General features: G+C 58.2%; 17 protein-coding genes. 11 read left to right on the top strand and 6 right to left on the bottom strand.

What is annotated here, in order from left to right:
* Positions 1–7 precede the first annotated feature (7 nt).
* Positions 8–1,297 (top strand): citrate synthase, encoded by a 1,290-nt coding sequence (gene gltA / locus EQV90_RS09300; protein WP_003446901.1) that lies wholly within the window; start codon positions 8–10, stop codon positions 1,295–1,297.
* A gap of 237 nt (positions 1,298–1,534) precedes the next feature.
* Here gltA and EQV90_RS09295 read toward each other — a convergent pair whose 3' ends face one another.
* The 3 genes from EQV90_RS09295 to EQV90_RS09285 all read right to left on the bottom strand — a co-directional run bounded on the left by EQV90_RS09295 (position 1,535) and on the right by EQV90_RS09285 (position 4,579).
* Positions 1,535–3,193 carry a cation acetate symporter gene (locus EQV90_RS09295; protein ID WP_003446898.1) on the bottom strand — a complete coding sequence of 553 codons (1,659 nt, stop codon included), beginning with the start codon at positions 3,191–3,193 and terminating at the stop codon, positions 1,535–1,537.
* The gene (locus tag EQV90_RS09290; protein ID WP_003446897.1) at positions 3,190–3,501 is read right to left on the bottom strand and encodes a DUF485 domain-containing protein; all 312 of its coding nucleotides are present in this window, start codon (positions 3,499–3,501) and stop codon (positions 3,190–3,192) included. Before EQV90_RS09290 ends, EQV90_RS09295 begins: the two co-directional genes overlap by 4 nt.
* A gap of 223 nt (positions 3,502–3,724) precedes the next feature.
* Entirely contained in the window at positions 3,725–4,579 is an 855-nt protein-coding gene (locus EQV90_RS09285) for a glycine betaine ABC transporter substrate-binding protein (protein ID WP_010656983.1), read from the bottom strand.
* Positions 4,580–4,872: 293 nt separating this feature from the next.
* Between EQV90_RS09285 and EQV90_RS09280 the strand changes: the two genes are divergently transcribed.
* On the top strand, positions 4,873–6,420 hold the full coding sequence (locus EQV90_RS09280; protein ID WP_240878020.1) for a beta (1-6) glucans synthase: 1,548 nt from the start codon (positions 4,873–4,875) through the stop codon (positions 6,418–6,420).
* A gap of 67 nt (positions 6,421–6,487) precedes the next feature.
* On the opposite strand, the gene EQV90_RS09275 is transcribed toward EQV90_RS09280, so the two are convergent.
* Entirely contained in the window at positions 6,488–6,847 is a 360-nt protein-coding gene (locus tag EQV90_RS09275) for a hypothetical protein (RefSeq protein WP_003446892.1), read from the bottom strand.
* Positions 6,848–7,077: 230 nt separating this feature from the next.
* Here EQV90_RS09275 and EQV90_RS09270 point away from each other — a divergent pair, with 230 nt between their 5' ends.
* Positions 7,078–8,376 (top strand): serine/threonine protein kinase, encoded by a 1,299-nt coding sequence (locus tag EQV90_RS09270; RefSeq protein WP_240878019.1) that lies wholly within the window; start codon positions 7,078–7,080, stop codon positions 8,374–8,376.
* The gene (locus tag EQV90_RS09265; RefSeq protein WP_003446888.1) at positions 8,369–9,157 is read left to right on the top strand and encodes a VacJ family lipoprotein; all 789 of its coding nucleotides are present in this window, start codon (positions 8,369–8,371) and stop codon (positions 9,155–9,157) included. The genes EQV90_RS09270 and EQV90_RS09265 overlap by 8 nt, the downstream gene beginning before the upstream one ends.
* Before the next feature lie 43 nt (positions 9,158–9,200).
* Here the strand turns inward: EQV90_RS09265 and EQV90_RS09260 are convergent, their stop codons facing one another.
* The gene (locus tag EQV90_RS09260) at positions 9,201–10,346 is read right to left on the bottom strand and encodes a patatin-like phospholipase family protein (protein WP_010656986.1); all 1,146 of its coding nucleotides are present in this window, start codon (positions 10,344–10,346) and stop codon (positions 9,201–9,203) included.
* Positions 10,347–10,373: 27 nt separating this feature from the next.
* The gene (locus EQV90_RS09255) at positions 10,374–11,306 is read right to left on the bottom strand and encodes a lipid A biosynthesis lauroyl acyltransferase (RefSeq protein WP_003446885.1); all 933 of its coding nucleotides are present in this window, start codon (positions 11,304–11,306) and stop codon (positions 10,374–10,376) included.
* Positions 11,307–11,425: 119 nt separating this feature from the next.
* On the opposite strand from EQV90_RS09255, the gene minC reads away from it, so the two are divergent.
* From minC to EQV90_RS09220, 7 genes are all read left to right on the top strand, one after another.
* Complete coding sequence (gene minC / locus EQV90_RS09250; RefSeq protein ID WP_003446883.1) at positions 11,426–12,163, top strand: septum site-determining protein MinC; 738 nt, start codon at positions 11,426–11,428, stop codon at positions 12,161–12,163.
* 200 nt (positions 12,164–12,363) lie between these two features.
* Positions 12,364–13,176 (top strand): septum site-determining protein MinD, encoded by an 813-nt coding sequence (gene minD, locus EQV90_RS09245; protein WP_003446882.1) that lies wholly within the window; start codon positions 12,364–12,366, stop codon positions 13,174–13,176.
* Between the two features lie 3 nt (positions 13,177–13,179).
* On the top strand, positions 13,180–13,434 hold the full coding sequence (minE, locus tag EQV90_RS09240) for a cell division topological specificity factor MinE (protein WP_003446880.1): 255 nt from the start codon (positions 13,180–13,182) through the stop codon (positions 13,432–13,434).
* A gap of 90 nt (positions 13,435–13,524) precedes the next feature.
* On the top strand, positions 13,525–14,160 hold the full coding sequence (locus EQV90_RS09235; RefSeq protein WP_240878018.1) for a pseudouridine synthase: 636 nt from the start codon (positions 13,525–13,527) through the stop codon (positions 14,158–14,160).
* Between the two features lie 231 nt (positions 14,161–14,391).
* Positions 14,392–15,681: a M18 family aminopeptidase gene (locus tag EQV90_RS09230; RefSeq protein ID WP_240878017.1), complete on the top strand. Its 1,290-nt coding sequence runs from the start codon at positions 14,392–14,394 to the stop codon at positions 15,679–15,681.
* 237 nt (positions 15,682–15,918) lie between these two features.
* Positions 15,919–16,110 carry a hypothetical protein gene (locus EQV90_RS09225; protein WP_003446877.1) on the top strand — a complete coding sequence of 64 codons (192 nt, stop codon included), beginning with the start codon at positions 15,919–15,921 and terminating at the stop codon, positions 16,108–16,110.
* Between the two features lie 99 nt (positions 16,111–16,209).
* Entirely contained in the window at positions 16,210–18,369 is a 2,160-nt protein-coding gene (locus EQV90_RS09220) for a mechanosensitive ion channel domain-containing protein (protein WP_003446876.1), read from the top strand.
* Positions 18,370–18,972 lie beyond the last annotated feature (603 nt).

Below are 18,972 nucleotides of genomic sequence, written 5' to 3'. Positions count from 1 at the left end.
AGGCCACATGGCTGACAAAAAAGCGCAGTTGATCATCGAGGGCGCAGCCCCCGTCGAGCTGCCCATTTTAACTGGCACCGTGGGTCCCGATGTAATCGATGTGCGAGGCCTTACGGCCACGGGCCGGTTCACATTTGACCCTGGCTTTATGTCGACCGCATCTTGCGAGTCGAAGATCACCTATATTGATGGTGACAACGGTATCCTGCTGCACCGCGGCTACCCGATTGAACAGCTGGCCGAACACTCTGACTATCTTGAAACCGCTTACCTGCTGCTGAACGGCGAACTGCCGACCGCAGAGCAGAAAGCTCAATTTGTCAGCACCGTGAAGAACCACACCATGGTTCACGAGCAGTTGAAGACCTTCTTCAACGGCTTCCGTCGTGACGCCCACCCGATGGCGGTCATGTGCGGTGTAGTCGGCGCCCTCTCGGCCTTCTACCACGACTCCCTGGACATCAATAACCCGCAGCATCGCGAAATCTCCGCGATCCGTCTGGTTGCCAAGATGCCTACCCTGGCAGCGATGGTTTACAAGTACTCCATGGGTCAACCCATGATGTACCCGCGTAACGACCTGACCTACGCCGAAAACTTCCTGCACATGATGTTCAACACGCCGTGCGAGATCAAACCGATCAGCCCGGTACTGGCCAAGGCAATGGATAAGATCTTTATCCTGCACGCTGACCACGAACAGAATGCTTCGACCTCCACCGTACGCCTGGCAGGTTCTTCGGGTGCCAACCCGTTCGCCTGTATCGCTGCCGGTATCGCTGCACTGTGGGGCCCTGCCCACGGCGGCGCCAACGAAGCCGTGCTGACCATGCTCGACGAAATTGGCGATGTGTCCAACATCGACAAATTCATCGCCAAGGCCAAGGACAAGAACGATCCGTTCAAACTGATGGGCTTCGGTCACCGGGTTTACAAAAACCGCGACCCGCGCGCCACGGTCATGAAAAAGACCTGCGACGAAGTACTCAAAGAGCTGGGCATCAAGAACGATCCGCAACTCGAACTGGCCATGCGCTTGGAAGAGATCGCCCTGACCGACCCGTACTTCATCGAACGCTCGCTGTACCCGAACGTCGACTTCTACTCGGGGATCATCCTCAAGGCGATCGGCATTCCAACCAGCATGTTCACCGTGATCTTCGCCCTGTCGCGTACAGTTGGCTGGATCTCGCACTGGAAAGAAATGCTCTCCAGCCCGTACAAGATTGGCCGCCCGCGCCAGCTGTACACCGGCTACGAGCAGCGTGACCTCACCAAGCTGGAAGACCGCAAGTAAGGCCTGTCCCACGATAGCGTCCTGATTGCAGCCAATACGGCCCCTGCCTCTTGATAAGAGCAGGGGCCGTATTAGTTTGGGCCGAATGTAACTGCCTGCCTGCAGGAGCGAGCTTGCTCGCGAGCTCTTGAAGCGCCGACCAACAGCCCTCGCCTACGCATCACCGAACAGCGACACAAACAAAAATCCCCCGGTCTTGCGACAGGGGGATTTTTTACATCTGCCGTTTATAGCGGATCAATGATCCACCGCCCCGCTCGCCCCCAGACCGGTCTGAGACCGTACAAATTGCGGGAAGAACAGTGCACGCTCTTTCTCTGCCGCCTTGGACTTGTCGGTGATGGAGAAGAACCAGATACCCGCGAACGCGATGATCATCGAGAACAGCGCCGGGTACTCGTAAGGGAAGATGGCTTTTTCATGATGCAGGATCTGCACCCAAATGGTCGGACCCAGAATCATCAGGCCAACAGCACTGACCAGCCCCATCCAGCCGCCAATCATTGCACCGCGGGTGGTCAGGTTTTTCCAGTACATGGAAAGCAGCAGTACCGGGAAGTTACAACTGGCAGCGATGGAGAATGCCAGGCCCACCATGAACGCGATGTTCTGGCTTTCGAACAAAATACCCAAGCCAATCGCCAGCACGCCGAGGATTACGGTAGTGATTTTCGAAACGCGGATTTCATCCTTGTCGTTGGCTTTGCCTTTCTTGATCACACTGGCATACAGGTCATGGGACACCGCCGAAGCACCTGCCAGGGTCAAGCCCGCAACCACGGCCAGGATGGTGGCAAAGGCCACTGCCGAGATAAAGCCCAGGAAGATACTGCCGCCCACTGCATCGGCCAGATGCACGGCCGCCATGTTGTTGCCGCCCAGCAAGGCACCGGCCGCGTCCTTGAAGGCAGGGTTGGTGCTCACCAGCAGAATCGCGCCGAAGCCGATAATGAACGTCAGGATATAGAAGTAGCCGATAAAACCGGTCGCGTAGAGCACGCTTTTACGGGCTTCCTTTGCATCACTGACGGTGAAGAAGCGCATCAGGATATGGGGCAGACCTGCAGTACCGAACATCAGCGCCAGCCCGAGGGAGAATGCCGAAATCGGATCCGTCACCAAGCCACCGGGGCTCATGATCGCCTCGCCTTTAGGGTGAACCTTGACGGCTTCGGCAAACAGCGAGTTGAAGTCAAAGTTAACGTGCTTCATCACCATTACGGCCATGAACGTTGCACCCGACAACAGCAGAACTGCCTTGATGATCTGTACCCAGGTGGTCGCCAGCATGCCGCCGAACAACACGTACAGGCACATCAGGATGCCAACCAGAATCACCGCAACGTGGTAGTCCAGACCGAACAGCAACTGAATCAGCTTGCCCGCCCCCACCATTTGCGCAATCAGATAAAACGCCACCACCACCAGCGAGCCACAGGCCGACAGTGAGCGAATCTGGGCCTGACCCAATCGATAGGAGGCCACATCGGCAAAGGTGTATTTGCCCAGGTTACGCAGACGCTCCGCAATCAGGAACAGAATGATTGGCCAACCCACAAGGAAGCCGATGGAATAGATCAGACCGTCGTAGCCAGAGGTGTAAACCAGCGCGGAAATACCCAGAAAGGAGGCGGCAGACATATAGTCGCCTGCAATCGCCAGGCCGTTCTGGAAACCGGTGATTTTGCCACCGGCAGCATAATAGTCCGCTGCCGATTTATTGCGCTTGGAAGCCCAATAAGTAATGCATAGCGTTGCCCCGACAAACAGGACAAACATAATGATCGCCGAAATGTTCAGCGGCTGTTTTTGAACTTCCCCGGTCAAGGCTTCGGCTGCCCAGACGCCAGGGGCCAGGGCAGCAACGCCCAGTGTTGCCAGTAGACGCCCGATCATTGCCCCGCCTCCTTGAGAATTGCATTGTTCAGGTCATCAAATTCGCCATTGGCCCGGTGCACATAGATGCCAGTCAGAATAAAAGCCGAAACAATCAGCCCCACACCGATAGGTATCCCCCAGGTGATGGACGAACCGGGGCTTAGTTTGGCCCCCATGATGTGTGACCCATAAGCAATCAACAGGATAAAGATGGCGTACAACCCGAGCATGATTGCCGAGAGTATCCAGGCGAAGCGTTCTCTTTTTCTAACCAGCTCCTTGAAGAGCGGACTGTTTTGAATAGAGAGGTAAATGCTGTCGTTCATTATTTTTGTCCTCGCAGCACAGATGAGATGGAACGTTTTCACTATTAGGGGGCTTCAAATTCAATTCCAGACGACTTTAGTAGTAGAGCGCCAGATTCGCTCAAGGCCCCGGTTTCTCTAGTCTGCAAGGACGATGTGCAACCGCGCCGAACCCCGGATATGCAAAAACCGCTTGGTGTAAACACCAAACGGTCTTGTGTGCTGCGAGCTAGACACCTCGTGTTTATTTAGCGGTCCATTCGGCAACTCGCTCAGGGTGCTTGGCGACCCACTCTTTTGCCGCTGCTTCAGGTTTTGCGCCCTCCTGAATGGCCAGCATTACCTCGCCAATCTCGTCTTTGGAGTTCCAGGCAAATTTTTTCAAAAAGGCCGCAACTTCAGGGGCTTTCTTGTCCAGCTCTTTGCTGCCGATGCTGTTGACCGTTTCCGCAGCGCCATACACACCTTTCGGATCATCCAGGAAGCGCAGTTTCCACTTGGCAAACATCCAGTGCGGTACCCAGCCAGTGACGACGATCGGCTCGTTTTTAGCGTAAGCGCGACCCAGCTCCGAGGTCATGGCCGCCCCGGAACTGGCCTGCAGTTTATAGTCCAGCCCGTAGTCCTTGATCGCCTCATCGGTTTTGAGCATGACGCCGGATCCTGCATCAATGCCGACGATTTTCTTTTTATAACCGGCATCGTCCTTGAGGTCGGCAATGGACTTGGCTGCCACATACTCAGGCACGATCAGACCAATTTTTGCGTCTTTAAAATTAGGCCCGTAATCGACAACCTTGTCCTTGTTCTTGGCCCAGTACTCGCCGTGGGTAACCGGCAACCAGGCCGACAACATGGCATCCAGCTTGCCCGTCGCTACGCCCTGCCACATGATCCCGGTGGCGACCGGCATCAGCTTCACGTCATAGCCCAGCTTCTGCTTGATCACTTCAGCCGCTACATGGGTGGTCGCCACGCTGTCGGACCAGCCGTCAACATAGCCAATATTGAGCGTCGGCTTGCTCTGGGCGTTCGCCAGCCCCGCACTCATCGCCAGCACCAAGGCAGCTCCCGCGCTCAAAATTCGTCGCATCTTCATTAGTGATTCCCCGCAGTGCAGGGCCCGACGAGTGCCGGGCCACATCAACTATTTCAGGGCCCGCCCTGCACCCCGACCCAATATGCCCCTCGATAATCAACCCCGCCCGTTCGCCGGCCTGCTCTGACGACGACCCCCAGGCACCCGCTAACGACATCGACCGCACTGCGGCAACAGGAACCCCCATTGAATAGCGGGATGCCATCAAGGGTTACATGTCCAAACTTTACCGGGCGCGCTACGCCCTCCAATTGCAGGTAAGATGCGCGGCTTTGCTCCCATACGGCCTGACCATGTCCGCGACTGCCCGCTCCCCCGTCCTGCCTTATCTGTTCGCCTGTGTACTGGGCGTGTTTGCCATTGCCGGTTTCTGGTACGGCCTTGGCCAACCGGTGATCTTGCCCGATGCCGCCACCCCGACCCACAAACTGCAATGTGCGTCTTACACCCCGTTTGACAAGGATCAGTCGCCGTTCGACCAGCCCTTCGTGCCACGGGTTGAGCGGATGGACGCGGATCTGGCATTGCTGGCCACCCGCTTCGAATGCCTTCGCACCTACTCCCAGACAGGCCTTGAACAACTGCCCGAACTGGCACGCAAGCACGGCTTGAAGCTGATGATGGGGGCGTGGGTGAGCAGCAATGCGCAAGCGACCGCCGAAGAAGTGAAGGCACTGATTGTCTCGGCCAATGCCAACCCGGACGTGGTCACGTCTGTGATCGTCGGCAACGAAGCCTTGCTGCGCAAAGAAGTCACCGCGCCACAACTGGTCAAGCTGATCAATCAGGTCAAAAGCCAGATCAAGCAACCCGTTACCTACGCCGATGTCTGGGAGTTCTGGCTGCAACATCCGGAAATTGCCCCGGCCGTGGACTTCCTGACTATCCATCTACTGCCTTATTGGGAAGATGACCCTGCGGGCATCGACCAGGCAGTGAAGCATGTGGCGCAGATTCGCCAGGTGTTCGGCAACAAGTTCGCGCCCAAAGATATCCTGATTGGCGAAACCGGCTGGCCAAGCGAAGGACGCCAGCGTGAGACCGCCCTGCCGAGCCGGGTCAACGAGGCCAAGTTCATCCGTGGCTTCGTCAATCAAGCGGAACAGAATGGCTGGAAGTACAACCTTATCGAAGCCTTCGACCAGCCCTGGAAGCGTGGCAGCGAAGGCGCTGTCGGCGGCTACTGGGGCTTGTTTGATGCCGATCGCCAGGACAAGGGCATTCTGGCCGGACCTGTGTCCAACCTTCCGCACTGGCCCGTCTGGCTGGGACTTGGTGTGGCACTGTTCTTAAGCACCCTGGTGGTTGGCGGGCGGGCTCGCAGCACTCGCTCTGCCCTGCTGCTGCCGGCCCTGGGCGCTATTGCGGGTTGCAGCGTCGTGGCATGGGCCGAACTGGCTTCGGTCACCAGCCGTTACGCCGGAGAATGGCTATGGGCAGGCATTCTGCTCGGCTTGAATCTCATCGTATTGACCCATGGCGCTTTGGCCCTGGGTCAAAAGGATGGCTGGCGCGAGCGCCTGTTCAATGTGCTGGAACGCCGGGCCGGATGGTGGCTTGCCGCCGCGGGCTTCGCCGGAGCCGTGATGATGCTGGGGCTGGTTTTCGAACCGCGCTATCGCAGCTTCCCGAGTGCTGCACTGCTGCTGCCTGCACTGGTTTACCTGTTGCGTCCGGTACGGGGCCCGCGCCGGGAGCTGGGCCTGCTGGCATTTATCATTGGCGCCGGGATACCGATACAGCTATATCGCGAAGGGCTTGATAATCAACAGGCCTGGGGCTGGGCACTGGTCTGCGTACTGATGGTAGCGGCGCTGTGGCGCAGTCTCAGGATTCGCTGAAAATCTGCAACGGATCGCGGGCAGGCAAGCTTCTACAAAGTGTGCTTGCCCGCGACGGTTCAGGCGCCTAGCGCGCCCTGACCAGGCGCAACCCCGCGATCACCACGGCGAACACCGCCAGGCTGGCGTTATACAGCGCCAGCGCAGGAAACCCGAACAGCAAGGCCAAAACTGCCAGCGCACTGCCAACCCGCCCGCGAACAAAAAATGCGATCACCGAGGTGGCCACAGCTACCCAGCCCAGCACCCGGAAATGAATCAGCCAACCCATATTCGCCCGCAACTGGCACTCCCAGCGCGCCGCCTCTGCAACACAGGTCCCGACCCATTGCGAGTCTTCCATAAAGCCATAGCGCAGGCCATAACTGGCAGCCAGCCAAAGAGCCAGGACGGGAAGCAGCAAGATCAACGGCATACGAGCACGCATAAAAAACTCCAAGAGGCAAAACGGCGCCCAGCTTAATCTCCCCTCTTCTGTATGCAAGCCTTGCAATCAGATATCTGTTCACTAAAGTCATTCAACGTGTATCGTCTGCTAGCTTTTTGCCTGCTCTAAACGGAATCGGGGATTTAATCGTGCTGCTCCATGGCACTTTGACGGTAGCCCTGTGGTCATAGCCTGCGAATCTTCTGCGCACCTTCTTAGGGATAGTCTCCATGCTTCGTTCTCTGCCTTTCGCCGCCTTGCTCTGCGGCCTTTTATTGAGTGCGTCCGCACAGGCGGTCGATGTTGACCCCGCCACCTATGGCTACCCCCTGACCAACCCATTCGAAGCCACAATTGCGACTACACCTCCGGAAATGCGTCCGCTGCTTCCGGACGATGACGATATCAACCAGTCGGATTACAGCCTCAAGCTGCGCCCTGAACGCGAGTTCACCTTGCCCGCCAACTTCTGGGCAGTAAAAAAGCTCTCCTACCGCATGGCCAAACAGGATCATCCGGCCCCGCTGATGTTTCTGATTGCAGGCACCGGCGCGCCCTATGACAGCAGCCTCAACGAGTTCCTGAAAAAGCTCTTCTACAAGGCCGGCTACCATGTGGTGCAACTGTCATCGCCGACCAGCTATGACTTTATGAGCGCCGCCTCACGCTATGCCACCCCGGGCATCAGCCAGTACGATGCCGAAGATTTGTACCGGGTAATGCAGGCCGTGCGTGCGCAGCAGGCTAACGTCCCGGTCACCGACTACTACCTGGCCGGCTACAGCCTGGGAGCGCTGGATGCAGCGTTCGTCAGCCATCTGGATGAGACCCGAAAAACCTTCAACTTCAAAAAAGTGTTGCTGCTTAACCCGCCGGTCAATCACTACACCTCCATCAGCAACCTCGACAAGCTGGTGCAGACCGAGGTTAAAGGCATCAACAACAGCACCACTTTCTATGAATTGCTGCTGAACAAACTGACCCGCTACTTCCAGCAAAAAGGCTATGTCGATATAAATGCCGCCCTGGTCTACGACCTGCAGAACTCCAAGGAACGCCTGACCAACGAACAGATGGCAATGCTGATCGGCACTATGTTCCGCTTCGCATCGGCCGACATCGTGTTCACCTCGGACCTGATCAACCGCCGCGGACTGATTACCCCGCCGAACTATCCGATCACCGAAGGCACCAGCCTCACACCGTTCCTCAAGCGCTCGCTGCAATGCGACTTCGACTGCTATCTCACAGAGCAGGTGATCCCGATGTGGCGCGCCAGGACTGACGGCGGCAGCCTGTTGCAACTGATCGATCAGGTCAGTCTGTACGCGCTCAAGGATTATCTGCAAAACAGCCCGAAGATCTCCGTCATGCATAACGCTGACGACATCATCCTGGGGCCTGGCGATCTTGGATTTTTGCGTAAAACCTTCGGCAATCGCCTGACGGTCTACCCGTATGGTGGCCATTGCGGCAACCTCAACTACCGTGTCAACGCTGACGCTATGCTGGAGTTCTTCCGTGGCTAAACATATTTTGCTTCTCGCCGCCCTGCTCAGCGCCGGCTATGCCCAGGCAGACAACGGCAAGACCCAGACCGAACGCACTCAGGACATCGACGGCTTTACCCAGCCGTTGAAGATGCTGCAGTTCAATCCCGGTCTTGATCAGCGTGAATTTGAACGCGCGACCATGAACGCCCTGAGCGTGTATGACCCGCTGGAGTCCATCAACCGCCGGATTTACCACTTCAACTACCGCTTCGACCAATGGGTCTTCCTGCCAGTGGTTGATGGTTACCGCTATGTCACCCCGAGTTTCCTGCGTACCGGGGTGAGCAACTTTTTCAACAACCTGGGTGATGTACCCAACCTGTTCAACAGCCTGCTGCAACTCAAGGGACATCGCTCCCTGGAGACCACAGGACGCTTGCTGCTGAACACCACGCTGGGCGTGGGCGGCTTGTGGGACCCGGCAACTGCCATGGGCCTGCCACGCCAAAGCGAAGACTTCGGGCAAACCCTGGGCTTTTATGGTGTACCCGGTGGTGCTTACTTGATGCTGCCAATCCTCGGCCCTTCAAACCTGCGTGACACCACGGGCCTGGTGGTTGACTACGGCGTGAATCAGGAAATCAACTTCCTCAACGTGCCTCACGAAAGCACCCGGCATCCGGAAATCTGGGTACTGGGCGCTGTCGACAAGCGCTACAACACCAGCTTCCGCTATGGGCAGTTCGACTCGCCGTTTGAGTACGACAAGTTGCGCTACATCTATACCGAAGCCCGCAAACTGCAGATCGCTGAATAATCAGGTTCACAGGGCTGCATGCCAGTGCAGCCCTGCCCTGAGGTTAAACCCGCAAAAATCGGCATAGCGCTTCGCGCTTGGCCATCGCATCACGCCGCCCAAGCTCAATCAATTCCCGACAATAGCCTGACTCAAACAGCAAGTAGCTCAGCACCCCTGCGCCGCTGGTTTGGGTGGCGCCCGGACCGCGCAAAAACATGCGCAACGCCGACGGCAGTTCATGCCGGTGGCGGGCCGCTATTTCGTCGATCGGCTGACTCGGGGCGATGATCAGCACCTCTACCGGCGCCAGCCCCAGATTGTCTGACTGATGCGGCAACAGGCGGGCGAAGTGGTTCATGCGCTCAAGCAGTTCAATATCACTCTCGAGGCTGTCAATGAAGGTACTGTTGAGCATGTGCCCGCCAATCTGCGCCAGCGTGGGTTGCTGAGCGTTGGAGTAGAGTTGCTGGTCGACTTGCGGGTCAGGCCCGCGCGGATTGCCGCTCACCCCCACCACCAGTACACGACTGGCCCCCAGGTGCAGGGCGGGACTGATGGGCGCAGATTGACGCACCGCGCCGTCACCGAAGTACTCCTGCCCGACCTTGACCGGGGCAAACAATAGCGGGATGGCGGAGCTGGCCAGCAGATGATCCACCGTCAATGCCGTAGGCAAACCAATACGCCGGTGGCGCAACCAGCCATCGATTGCCACCTGCCCTTGATAGAAGGTCACCGCCTGACCCGAGGTATAACCAAACGCCGTCACCGCCACAGCCCGCAACTGCTGCTCGGCAATTGCCTGATCAATCCCGGGGAAATTGATTTTATCGGCAAGCAAACTGCGCAAGGGTGAACTGTTGAGCAAGGCCACGGGAACATGGGAGCCCAGCCCGAGCAGGCTGTGACTCAGAAAGCGTGCAGCCTGGTGGATCACCCCCGGCCAGTCGCTGCGCAACACCAGATGGCTCTCGAAGCCCTGCCAGAACTCAGTCAAGTGCTCGACCGCCCTGGCAAAGTCCAGCGCCCCGCTCGCCAGACTGACCGCATTTATTGCCCCGGCCGAAGTACCGACAATGACCGGGAACGGATTAGCGCAACCGGCAGGCAGCAACTCGGCAATCGCTGCCAGTACGCCAACCTGATAAGCCGCCCGCGCACCGCCTCCGGACAGGATCAGGCCCGTAACCGGAGCCAGCGGCCTCAAGGCAGCTCGCCCTTGCAGCAGACAGGCTCAACGGCGCTTGTCGTAGAGCTTGGGCTCGCCCGGCGGACGGGTTTTGAAGCGTCTATGGGCCCACAGGTATTGTTCCGGACATTCGCGTATCGCGCGCTCGACCCATTGATTGATTCGCAGGCAATCAGCCTCATCGCTTTCTCCGGGGAAATTGCTCAGGGGCGGATGAATCACCAATTTATAACCACTGCCATCCGCCAGTCTCTGCTGAGTAAAGGGCACAACCTGCGCTTTGCCCAATTTGGCGAACTTGCTGGTAGCGGTCACAGTTGCGGCCTGAATCCCGAACAGCGGCACAAAGATACTTTGCTTGGCGCCATAGTCCTGGTCAGGTGCGTACCAGATAGCCCTTCCTGAGCGCAGCAGCTTGAGCATGCCGCGCACATCGTCGCGCTCCACTGCCAGCGAGTCGAGGTTATGTCGCTCACGCCCGCGGCGCTGGATAAAATCGAAGAGCGGGTTTTTGTGTTCGCGGTACATGCCATCAATGGTGTGTTGCTGGCCGAGCAAGGCGGCACCGATTTCCAGTGTGGTGAAGTGGAACGCCATTAAAATAACGCCTTTGCCATCCCGTTGCGCCTGCTTGAGGTGCTCCAGCCCTTCAATATGGGCCAGCCTGGCCAGGCGCGGCCTGGACCACCACCAGCTCATGGCCATTTCAAAGAAAGCGATACCGGTCGAGGCAAAATTGTCTTTGAGCAACTGCTCGCGCTCGGCGGCAGATTTCTCAGGGAAACACAGCTCAAGGTTACGCGCGGCAATGCGCCGACGCTCACCGGCTACCCGATACATCAGGGCACCCAGCACCCGGCCGATGCACAACTGCGCTTTATAGGGCAGTTGCACCACCAGCCACAGCACGCCTAAACCCAGCCACAGCAGCCAGAAACGCGGATGAAAAAAAGCAGCACGAAATTGCGGGCGATCCATTAATGATTCCGGACAGACACATGGCCGACCATTCTACATCGTTCGACCCCGCTTGCGGCCCGCGGGCGATCTCGTTATAAGTCTCAGCACTTTAAGTTACAAGCCGCGTTAAACAGACCATGAGCCCAACCGAATCGCTAGACCAAGCCCCTGTGTTCCAGCTAAAGGGCAGTATGCTCGCCATTACGGTGCTGGAACTGGCCAAAAACAACCTTGAAGCCCTTGATCGCCAACTGGCAGCCAAAGTGGCTCAAGCGCCGAATTTTTTCAGCAACACCCCACTGGTGCTGGCCCTGGACAAACTGCCAGCCGGTGAAGGCGCGATCGATTTGCCCGGGCTGATGCGCGTGTGTCGCCAGCATGGCCTGCGCACCCTGGCCATTCGGGCCAGCCGCATCGAAGACATTGCCGCAGCCATCGCCATCGACCTGCCGGTCTTGCCGCCTTCAGGCGCCCGTGAGCGACCGATCGACCCGGTCGAAGTCGTAGAGCCGAAGAAACCCGAAAAACCGCCTGAACCCGTGATCAAGCCGACCAAGATCATCACCAGCCCGGTACGCGGCGGCCAGACCGTTTATGCAGAAGGCTGTGACCTGGTAGTCATCGCCTCAGTCAGCCCCGGTGCGGAACTTATGGCCGATGGCAACATCCATGTTTACGGGCCAATGCGCGGTCGTGCGCTGGCCGGACATAAAGGCAACACCAAGGCACGGATTTTTTGCCAGCAACTGAGCGCCGAGCTGGTGTCCATTGCCGGCAAGTACAAGGTTTCGGAAGATTTGCGTCGCGACCCCTTGTGGGGTTCAGGGGTGCAAATCAGTCTGTCAAGTGACATGTTGAACATCACCCGTCTTTAACGGATACTCTCGCCATTTTCCAAGCATCTCCAAAGCGTAGGAACTCAGACTCAACCTTGTAGGAAATCAATACTCAGGCAGTGCTTATGCTGTGTAAGCCTGACCCGCAAAGATGACCCACCAGGGCTGCTCACCTGCCGTCGTGTACAGAGATGTTATTCAGGGGCTAAAAAGTCCTTTTTCCTTAGGGGTGAAACACCTTGGCCAAGATTCTAGTGGTTACATCCGGCAAGGGTGGTGTGGGTAAGACCACCACCAGCGCCGCTATCGGTACCGGCCTCGCTCTGCGCGGCCACAAAACAGTGATCGTCGACTTCGACGTCGGCCTGCGTAACCTCGACCTGATCATGGGTTGTGAGCGCCGCGTGGTGTATGACTTCGTTAACGTAGTCAACGGCGAAGCCAACCTGCAACAGGCCCTGATCAAAGACAAGCGTCTGGAAAACCTGTACGTGCTGGCTGCCAGCCAGACACGCGACAAGGATGCCCTGACCAAGGAAGGCGTCGAAAAAGTTCTTATGGAACTTAAAGAGACCTTCGAGTACGTGGTCTGCGACTCACCTGCAGGTATCGAAACCGGTGCTCACCTGGCCATGTACTTCGCCGATGAAGCGATTGTCGTGACTAACCCGGAAGTATCCTCGGTGCGTGACTCCGACCGCATGCTGGGCCTTCTGGCGAGCAAGTCGCGCCGCGCCGAACTGGGCGAAGAGCCGATCAAGGAACACCTGCTGCTGACCCGCTACAACCCTGAGCGTGTAAGCAAAGGCGAAATGCTCGGCGTTGAAGACGTCAAAGAAATTCTGGCCGTGACCCTGCTCGGTGTCATTCCCGAATCCCAGGCAGTACTCAAGGCATCCAACCAGGGCGTGCCCGTGATCCTCGATGATCAGAGTGACGCCGGACAGGCCTACGGCGACGCAGTTGATCGCTTGCTGGGCAAAACCGTGGAGCATCGGTTCCTCGATGCACAGAAGAAGGGATTCTTCGAGCGCCTGTTTGGAGGCAACTAAGCAATGAATATTTTTGACTTCTTTCGTGCCAACAAAAAGGTAAGTACCGCGTCGGTCGCGAAAGAGCGTCTACAGATCATCGTGGCGCACGAACGCGGCCAACGCAGCACCCCGGACTACTTGCCGGCTCTGCAAAAAGAGCTGGTGGAAGTAATCCGCAAGTACGTCAATATCGAGTCCGATCAAGTACAGGTTGCGCTGGAAAACCAGGGCAGCTGCTCGATTCTGGAACTCAACATCACGCTGCCAGATCGTTAATCAATCCGGCTGAAACCACGGCGACCTGGAAGTTTCTCTGCAAAGGGAAACATCCAGGTCGCCGTTGGCGTTTGTTAAGAGGCTGTTTTAATGCCGTTGTCGAACATCCACATTATCCATCAGGACGCTGGCGTTCTGGTCGTCAACAAGCCGACCCTACTTCTCTCCGTGCCAGGCCGGGCTGAAGACAACAAAGACTGTCTGATCACCCGCCTGCAAGAGAACGGCTATCCCGAGGCGCGCATCGTCCATCGCCTGGACTGGGAAACCTCGGGGATCATTTTGCTGGCCCGTGATGCCGATACCCATCGCGAGTTGTCGCGACAGTTTCACGACCGCGAAACCGAAAAAGTCTACACCGCGCTGGCCTGGGGTCAGCCCGAACTGGACAGCGGCAGCATTGACTTGCCATTGCGTTACGACCCGCCGACCAAACCCCGGCATGTGGTCGACCACGAGTTCGGCAAAAACGCCCTGACTTTCTGGAAAGTGCTGGAGCGATGCGGCGACTACTGCCGGGTTGAACTGACGCCGATCACCGGTCGCTCGCACCAGTTGCGCGTGCATATGCTGTCTATCGGCCACCCGTTGCTGGGCGACGGCCTGTACGCCCACCCCCAGGCGCTGGCAGCCTGGCCGCGCCTGTGTCTGCACGCCAGCATGCTTAGCTTCACCCACCCGCAAACGGGCGAGCGCCTGCGCTTTGAGTGCCCGGCACCTTTCTGACCGATGATGCAATCGCCGGCAAGCCGGCTCCCACAGGTGGTGTCGGCCTACCAAAAGCAACTCATTGCGGGAGCTGGCTTGCCAGCGATTCAGGCGGCGCGTCCTGCCTGAAAACAAGGTAACGCCATCACACCCAGGCCTGCGCCCAAAGAGCCCCGCGCAGGTTTTTACACAGCAACAAATCTTCTGATCAATGCGCTAAACTCGCGGCCTTGCTGTCTGGAGTAACTTATGCGCGAAGAGTTGAACCAAGGCCTGATCGACTTTCTGAAGGCCTCCCCTACCCCGTTCCATGCCACTGCCAGTCTTGTTCAGCGTCTGGAGGCCGCCGGTTATCAGCGCCTCGACGAACGCGAAACCTGGTTCACCGAAGCCAACGGTCGCTATTACGTCACCCGCAATGACTCTTCCATTGTTGCTTTCAAGCTGGGTCGCCACTCGCCCCTGCAAGGTGGCATCCGCATGGTGGGTGCACACACAGACAGCCCGTGCCTGCGGGTCAAGCCACAACCGGAATTACAGCGCCAGGGCTTCTGGCAACTGGGCGTCGAAGTCTACGGCGGTGCCTTGCTGGCCCCCTGGTTCGACCGCGACCTGTCGTTGGCCGGGCGCGTCACCTTCCGCCGCGATGGCAAGGTCGAAAGCCAGCTGATCGACTTCCGCGCGCCTATCGCCACCATCCCCAACCTGGCCATCCATCTTAATCGCACCGCCAACGAAGGCTGGGCGATCAACCCGCAGACCGAACTGCCGCCGATTCTGGCCCAGGTTGCAGGGGATGAGCGCGCAGACTTCCGCGCCCTGCTCACTGATCAACTGTCCCGCGAGCACGGCCTGAACGCTGACGTGGTGCTGGATTACGAGCTGAGTTTCTACGACACCCAAAGTGCTGCGGTCATCGGCCTCAACGGCGATTTCATTGCCGGTGCACGCCTGGACAACCTGCTGTCGTGCTACGCAGGCCTGCAAGCCCTGCTCAACACCGAAACCGAAGAAAGCTGCCTGTTTGTGGCCAACGACCACGAAGAAGTCGGCTCGTGTTCGGCCTGCGGTGCCGACGGTCCGATGCTGGAACAAATCCTCCAGCGCCTGCTGCCTGAAGGTGACGAGTACGTACGCACCATTCAGAAATCGCTGCTGGTTTCGGCTGACAACGCCCACGGCGTGCACCCGAACTACGCCGACAAACACGACGCCAACCACGGCCCGAAACTGAATGCCGGACCGGTGATCAAGGTCAACAGCAACCAGCGCTACGCCACCAACAGCGAGACAGCCGGGTTCTTCCGTCATCTGTGCATGGCCGAAGAAGTGCCGGTACAAAGTTTCGTAGTGCGCAGCGACATGGGCTGCGGCTCGACCATTGGCCCGATTACCGCTAGCCATTTGGGTGTTCGCACCGTGGACATCGGCCTGCCGACATTCGCCATGCACTCCATTCGCGAACTGGCGGGCAGCCATGACCTGGCACACCTGGTCAAAGTGTTGAGCGCGTTTTACGCCAGTAACCAACTGCCATAAGAACTGCCCCGCAGGAGCGGGCTTGTCTGGCGATGATCTCGAGAGCGACGTGTTTAACCTGTAAGCACGTATTCTCGTAAACCATCATCGCCAGACAAGCTCGCGCCTACAAAGGCAGGGTGCATGATGTGAGCATCATGCACCCTGGGGCAGTTGATTCATTTTTGATATATGTCACCGCACTTTCCGGGAAAGCGACCTAGACTCATGGGCATTAATTCCTTCAGGTCATTACCCATGATTGAGCTGTCCGCGTTTCACTCCATGATGATTCCAATTGTCTGCGGCATGCTGTTGCTGACCATTGGCTTCACCCTCCGTGACCGGCCCAGCGGCGTCGGCGTATTGATGATCTGGTGCGGCATGCTGCTGATTTTCGGCACTATCATCTTCAAGATTGTGGCCAAGCTCAACGAATCCTCGCTCTGACTTTTACCCTAGATCCGCGATCACTGATTTATACAAATGAATGATTGCGGGCCCTAGCGTACACTCGGCAAATCCGCACCCCTCGAGGTTGATCGCCCAGTGTTTCTTCGTCTTTTAGCCCTGCCCTATTGCCTGCTTGTCTGCTTGCTGACCCTGCTGCCCATGTCTTCGGCCCAGGCCGCCGGCATCACCAGCCTGCTCGGCAGTTCAGATAAAACCCAGGCGCAACCGACCGAGCCGCTGGGCCAGTCGCTGGACGAGGTGATCAAAAATCTCGAAAACGACCAGCAGCGCAGCAAGTTGCTGACTGACCTGAAAAAACTGCGCGACGCCACAAAAAAAGCCCAGCCCGAAGCTGAAATCGGCGTTCTGGGCCTGATCGGCAGCACCCTTTCAGACCTTGAAAAACAGTTCTCGGGCGCAGACAGCCCCACCTCTCGCTGGTCCAGGGAAATTGGCCTGGCCAAGGACGAACTGGTGGCCTTGATGCTGCCGGCAAGTCAGTGGCTGCCGATCATTTTTGCCTTCGCCTTGATCATCATGGTCTGGAGCTTGCTGGCAGCCCTGCTGATCTGGGTCAGCCACCGCGTACGCCTGCGTTTTGGCCTGAGCGAAGAACTGCCGCAACATCCCAAGGCTGTGGACATGCTGCGCTTTGCCCTGCGCAAACTGGGGCCGTGGCTGGTGGCGCTGGTGATCACGGTTTACGGCAGTTACGCCCTGCCGTCTTCGCTGGGTAAAGACCTGGCCATGGTGCTGGCCTACGCACTGGTGATCGGCACCTGCTTCTCGGCCATTTGCGTCATCGCCTTCTCGCTGCTGGACGGACCGCACCGCCATCGCGCCTTGCATATTCTGCGGCATCAGGCCTTTCGCCCGCTGTGGTGGATCGGCAGCTTCGCGGCCTTTGGCGAAGCCCTGAGCGACCCGCGACTGGTGGCCACCCTCGGCGTGCACCTGGCCCACACGGCCGCCACCTTTGCCAATGTGATGGCGGCACTGTCCACCGGTTTGTTCATCATCCGTTTCCGCCGGCCCATTGCCCACTTGATCCGCAATCAGCCATTGTCCCGGCGCCTGACCCGGCGCGCCTTGAGCGACAGCATCGAGATACTCGGTACTTACTGGTATATCGCGGCGCTGATCCTGGTGGGCATTTCTCTGTTCGCGACCTTTCTGTCAGCAGGCGATACCAGTACCGCACTGCGCCAGTCACTGATCTGCACGGTGCTGGTGGTGTTGTGCATGGTCATCAACGGGCTGGTACGACGGCATTCGCAAAGGCCCCAGCGCGGGCACAAACGCCACGCACTGTATTCCGAGCGCCTGAAAAGCTTCATCTACACCCTGGCGCATCTGGTGGTGTGGCTGGTCTTCATCGAGCTGGGACTGCGGGTGTGGGGTTTGTCACTGATCAGCTTTACCGAAGGTGAAGGACATGAGATCAGCGTCAAACTGTTCGGCCTTGCCGGCACGTTACTGTTTGCCTGGCTGATCTGGATTCTCTCCGACACCGCGATCCACCATGCCCTGACCCGCTCACGCAAAGGCCTGGCCAATGCGCGTGCGCAAACCATGATGCCGCTGATCCGCAACGTTCTGTTTGCGACAATTGCCATCATTGCCCTGATCGTCGCCCTGGCCAACATGGGCATGAACGTCACCCCCCTGCTGGCTGGTGCGGGTGTGATCGGTCTGGCCATTGGTTTCGGTGCACAGTCACTGGTAGCCGACCTGATTACCGGTCTGTTCATCATCATCGAGGACTCGCTGGCCATCGACGATTACGTGGATGTCGGCGGGCATCTGGGTACGGTTGAAGGCCTGACGATCCGTACCGTGCGCCTGCGGGACATCGACGGCATCGTGCACACCATTCCGTTCAGCGAAATCAAAAGCATCAAGAACTACTCCCGTGAATTCGGCTACGCGATCTTCCGTGTGGCGATCCCCTACAACATGGAAATCGACGATGCGATCAAGCTGATGCGCGAGGTCGGTCAAAAGATGCGCACCGATCCGCTGCAGCGCCGCAACATCTGGTCGCCGCTTGAGATTCAGGGGGTTGAAAGTTTTGAATCGGGCAGCGCGATTTTGCGCGCCCGCTTCAAGACTGCGCCGATCAAGCAATGGGAAGTGTCGCGGGCGTTCAACCTGTCACTCAAACGCCATCTGGACGAAGCCGGACTGGACCTGGCCACACCGCGCCTGAGCGTACAGGTGGTGACGGCCGGCAGCGGCATATTGCAGAAGGATTGATCCATACACCAACCCGGTAACCGGTCGACGCTCGCTTGCAGATCCTGTGGGAGCTGGCTTGCCAGCGATGAAATCCAGCGAATGCCATCGCGAGACAAGCTCGCTCCTACAGAGTGCGGGGCGTCGCTTGCAGATCCTGTGGGAGCTGGCTTGCCAGCGATGGGATTCAGCAGATGCCATCGCAAGGCAAGCTCGCTCCTGCAGAGTGCGGGGTGTCGCTTGTAGCTCCTGTGGGAGCTGGCTTGCCAGCGATGGAATCCAGCGAATGCCATCGCGAGGCAAGCTCGCTCCTGCAGAGTGCGGGGCGTCGCTTGCAGACGCCTGTGGGAGCAGGCTTGCCAGCGATGGGATTCAGCGGTTGCCATCGCAAGGCAAGCTCGCTCCTGCAGAGTGCGGGGTGTCGCTTGTAGCTCCTGTGGGAGCTGGCTTGCCAGCGATGAAATCCAGCGAATGCCATCGCGAGGCAAGCTCGCTCCTGCAGAGTGCGGGGCGTCGCTTGCAGATCCTGTGGGAGCTGGCTTGCCAGCGATGGAATCCAGCGAATGCCATCGCGAGGCAAGCTCGCTCCTGCAGAGTGCGGGGCGTCGCTTGCAGATCCTGTGG

It is taken from the genome of Pseudomonas sp. TMW22089 (assembly GCF_022496645.1).
Classification (GTDB): domain Bacteria; phylum Pseudomonadota; class Gammaproteobacteria; order Pseudomonadales; family Pseudomonadaceae; genus Aquipseudomonas; species Aquipseudomonas paraversuta.
The sequence above is the reverse complement of the archived record's forward strand: the minus strand, read 5'-3'. Positions and strand labels throughout refer to the sequence as shown.

What these genes read in the sequence shown, in the direction of transcription:
- gltA (WP_003446901.1), top strand. Translation starts at nt 8, where the DNA reads ATGGCTGACAAAAAAGCGCAGTTGATCATCGAGGGCGCAGCCCCCGTC.
- EQV90_RS09295 (WP_003446898.1), bottom strand. Translation starts at nt 3,193, where the DNA reads ATGATCGGGCGTCTACTGGCAACACTGGGCGTTGCTGCCCTGGCCCCT.
- EQV90_RS09290 (WP_003446897.1), bottom strand. Translation starts at nt 3,501, where the DNA reads ATGAACGACAGCATTTACCTCTCTATTCAAAACAGTCCGCTCTTCAAG.
- EQV90_RS09285 (WP_010656983.1), bottom strand. Translation starts at nt 4,579, where the DNA reads ATGAAGATGCGACGAATTTTGAGCGCGGGAGCTGCCTTGGTGCTGGCG.
- EQV90_RS09280 (WP_240878020.1), top strand. Translation starts at nt 4,873, where the DNA reads ATGTCCGCGACTGCCCGCTCCCCCGTCCTGCCTTATCTGTTCGCCTGT.
- EQV90_RS09275 (WP_003446892.1), bottom strand. Translation starts at nt 6,847, where the DNA reads ATGCGTGCTCGTATGCCGTTGATCTTGCTGCTTCCCGTCCTGGCTCTT.
- EQV90_RS09270 (WP_240878019.1), top strand. Translation starts at nt 7,078, where the DNA reads ATGCTTCGTTCTCTGCCTTTCGCCGCCTTGCTCTGCGGCCTTTTATTG.
- EQV90_RS09255 (WP_003446885.1), bottom strand. Translation starts at nt 11,306, where the DNA reads ATGGATCGCCCGCAATTTCGTGCTGCTTTTTTTCATCCGCGTTTCTGG.
- minC (WP_003446883.1), top strand. Translation starts at nt 11,426, where the DNA reads ATGAGCCCAACCGAATCGCTAGACCAAGCCCCTGTGTTCCAGCTAAAG.
- minE (WP_003446880.1), top strand. Translation starts at nt 13,180, where the DNA reads ATGAATATTTTTGACTTCTTTCGTGCCAACAAAAAGGTAAGTACCGCG.
- EQV90_RS09235 (WP_240878018.1), top strand. Translation starts at nt 13,525, where the DNA reads ATGCCGTTGTCGAACATCCACATTATCCATCAGGACGCTGGCGTTCTG.
- EQV90_RS09230 (WP_240878017.1), top strand. Translation starts at nt 14,392, where the DNA reads ATGCGCGAAGAGTTGAACCAAGGCCTGATCGACTTTCTGAAGGCCTCC.
- EQV90_RS09225 (WP_003446877.1), top strand. Translation starts at nt 15,919, where the DNA reads ATGATTGAGCTGTCCGCGTTTCACTCCATGATGATTCCAATTGTCTGC.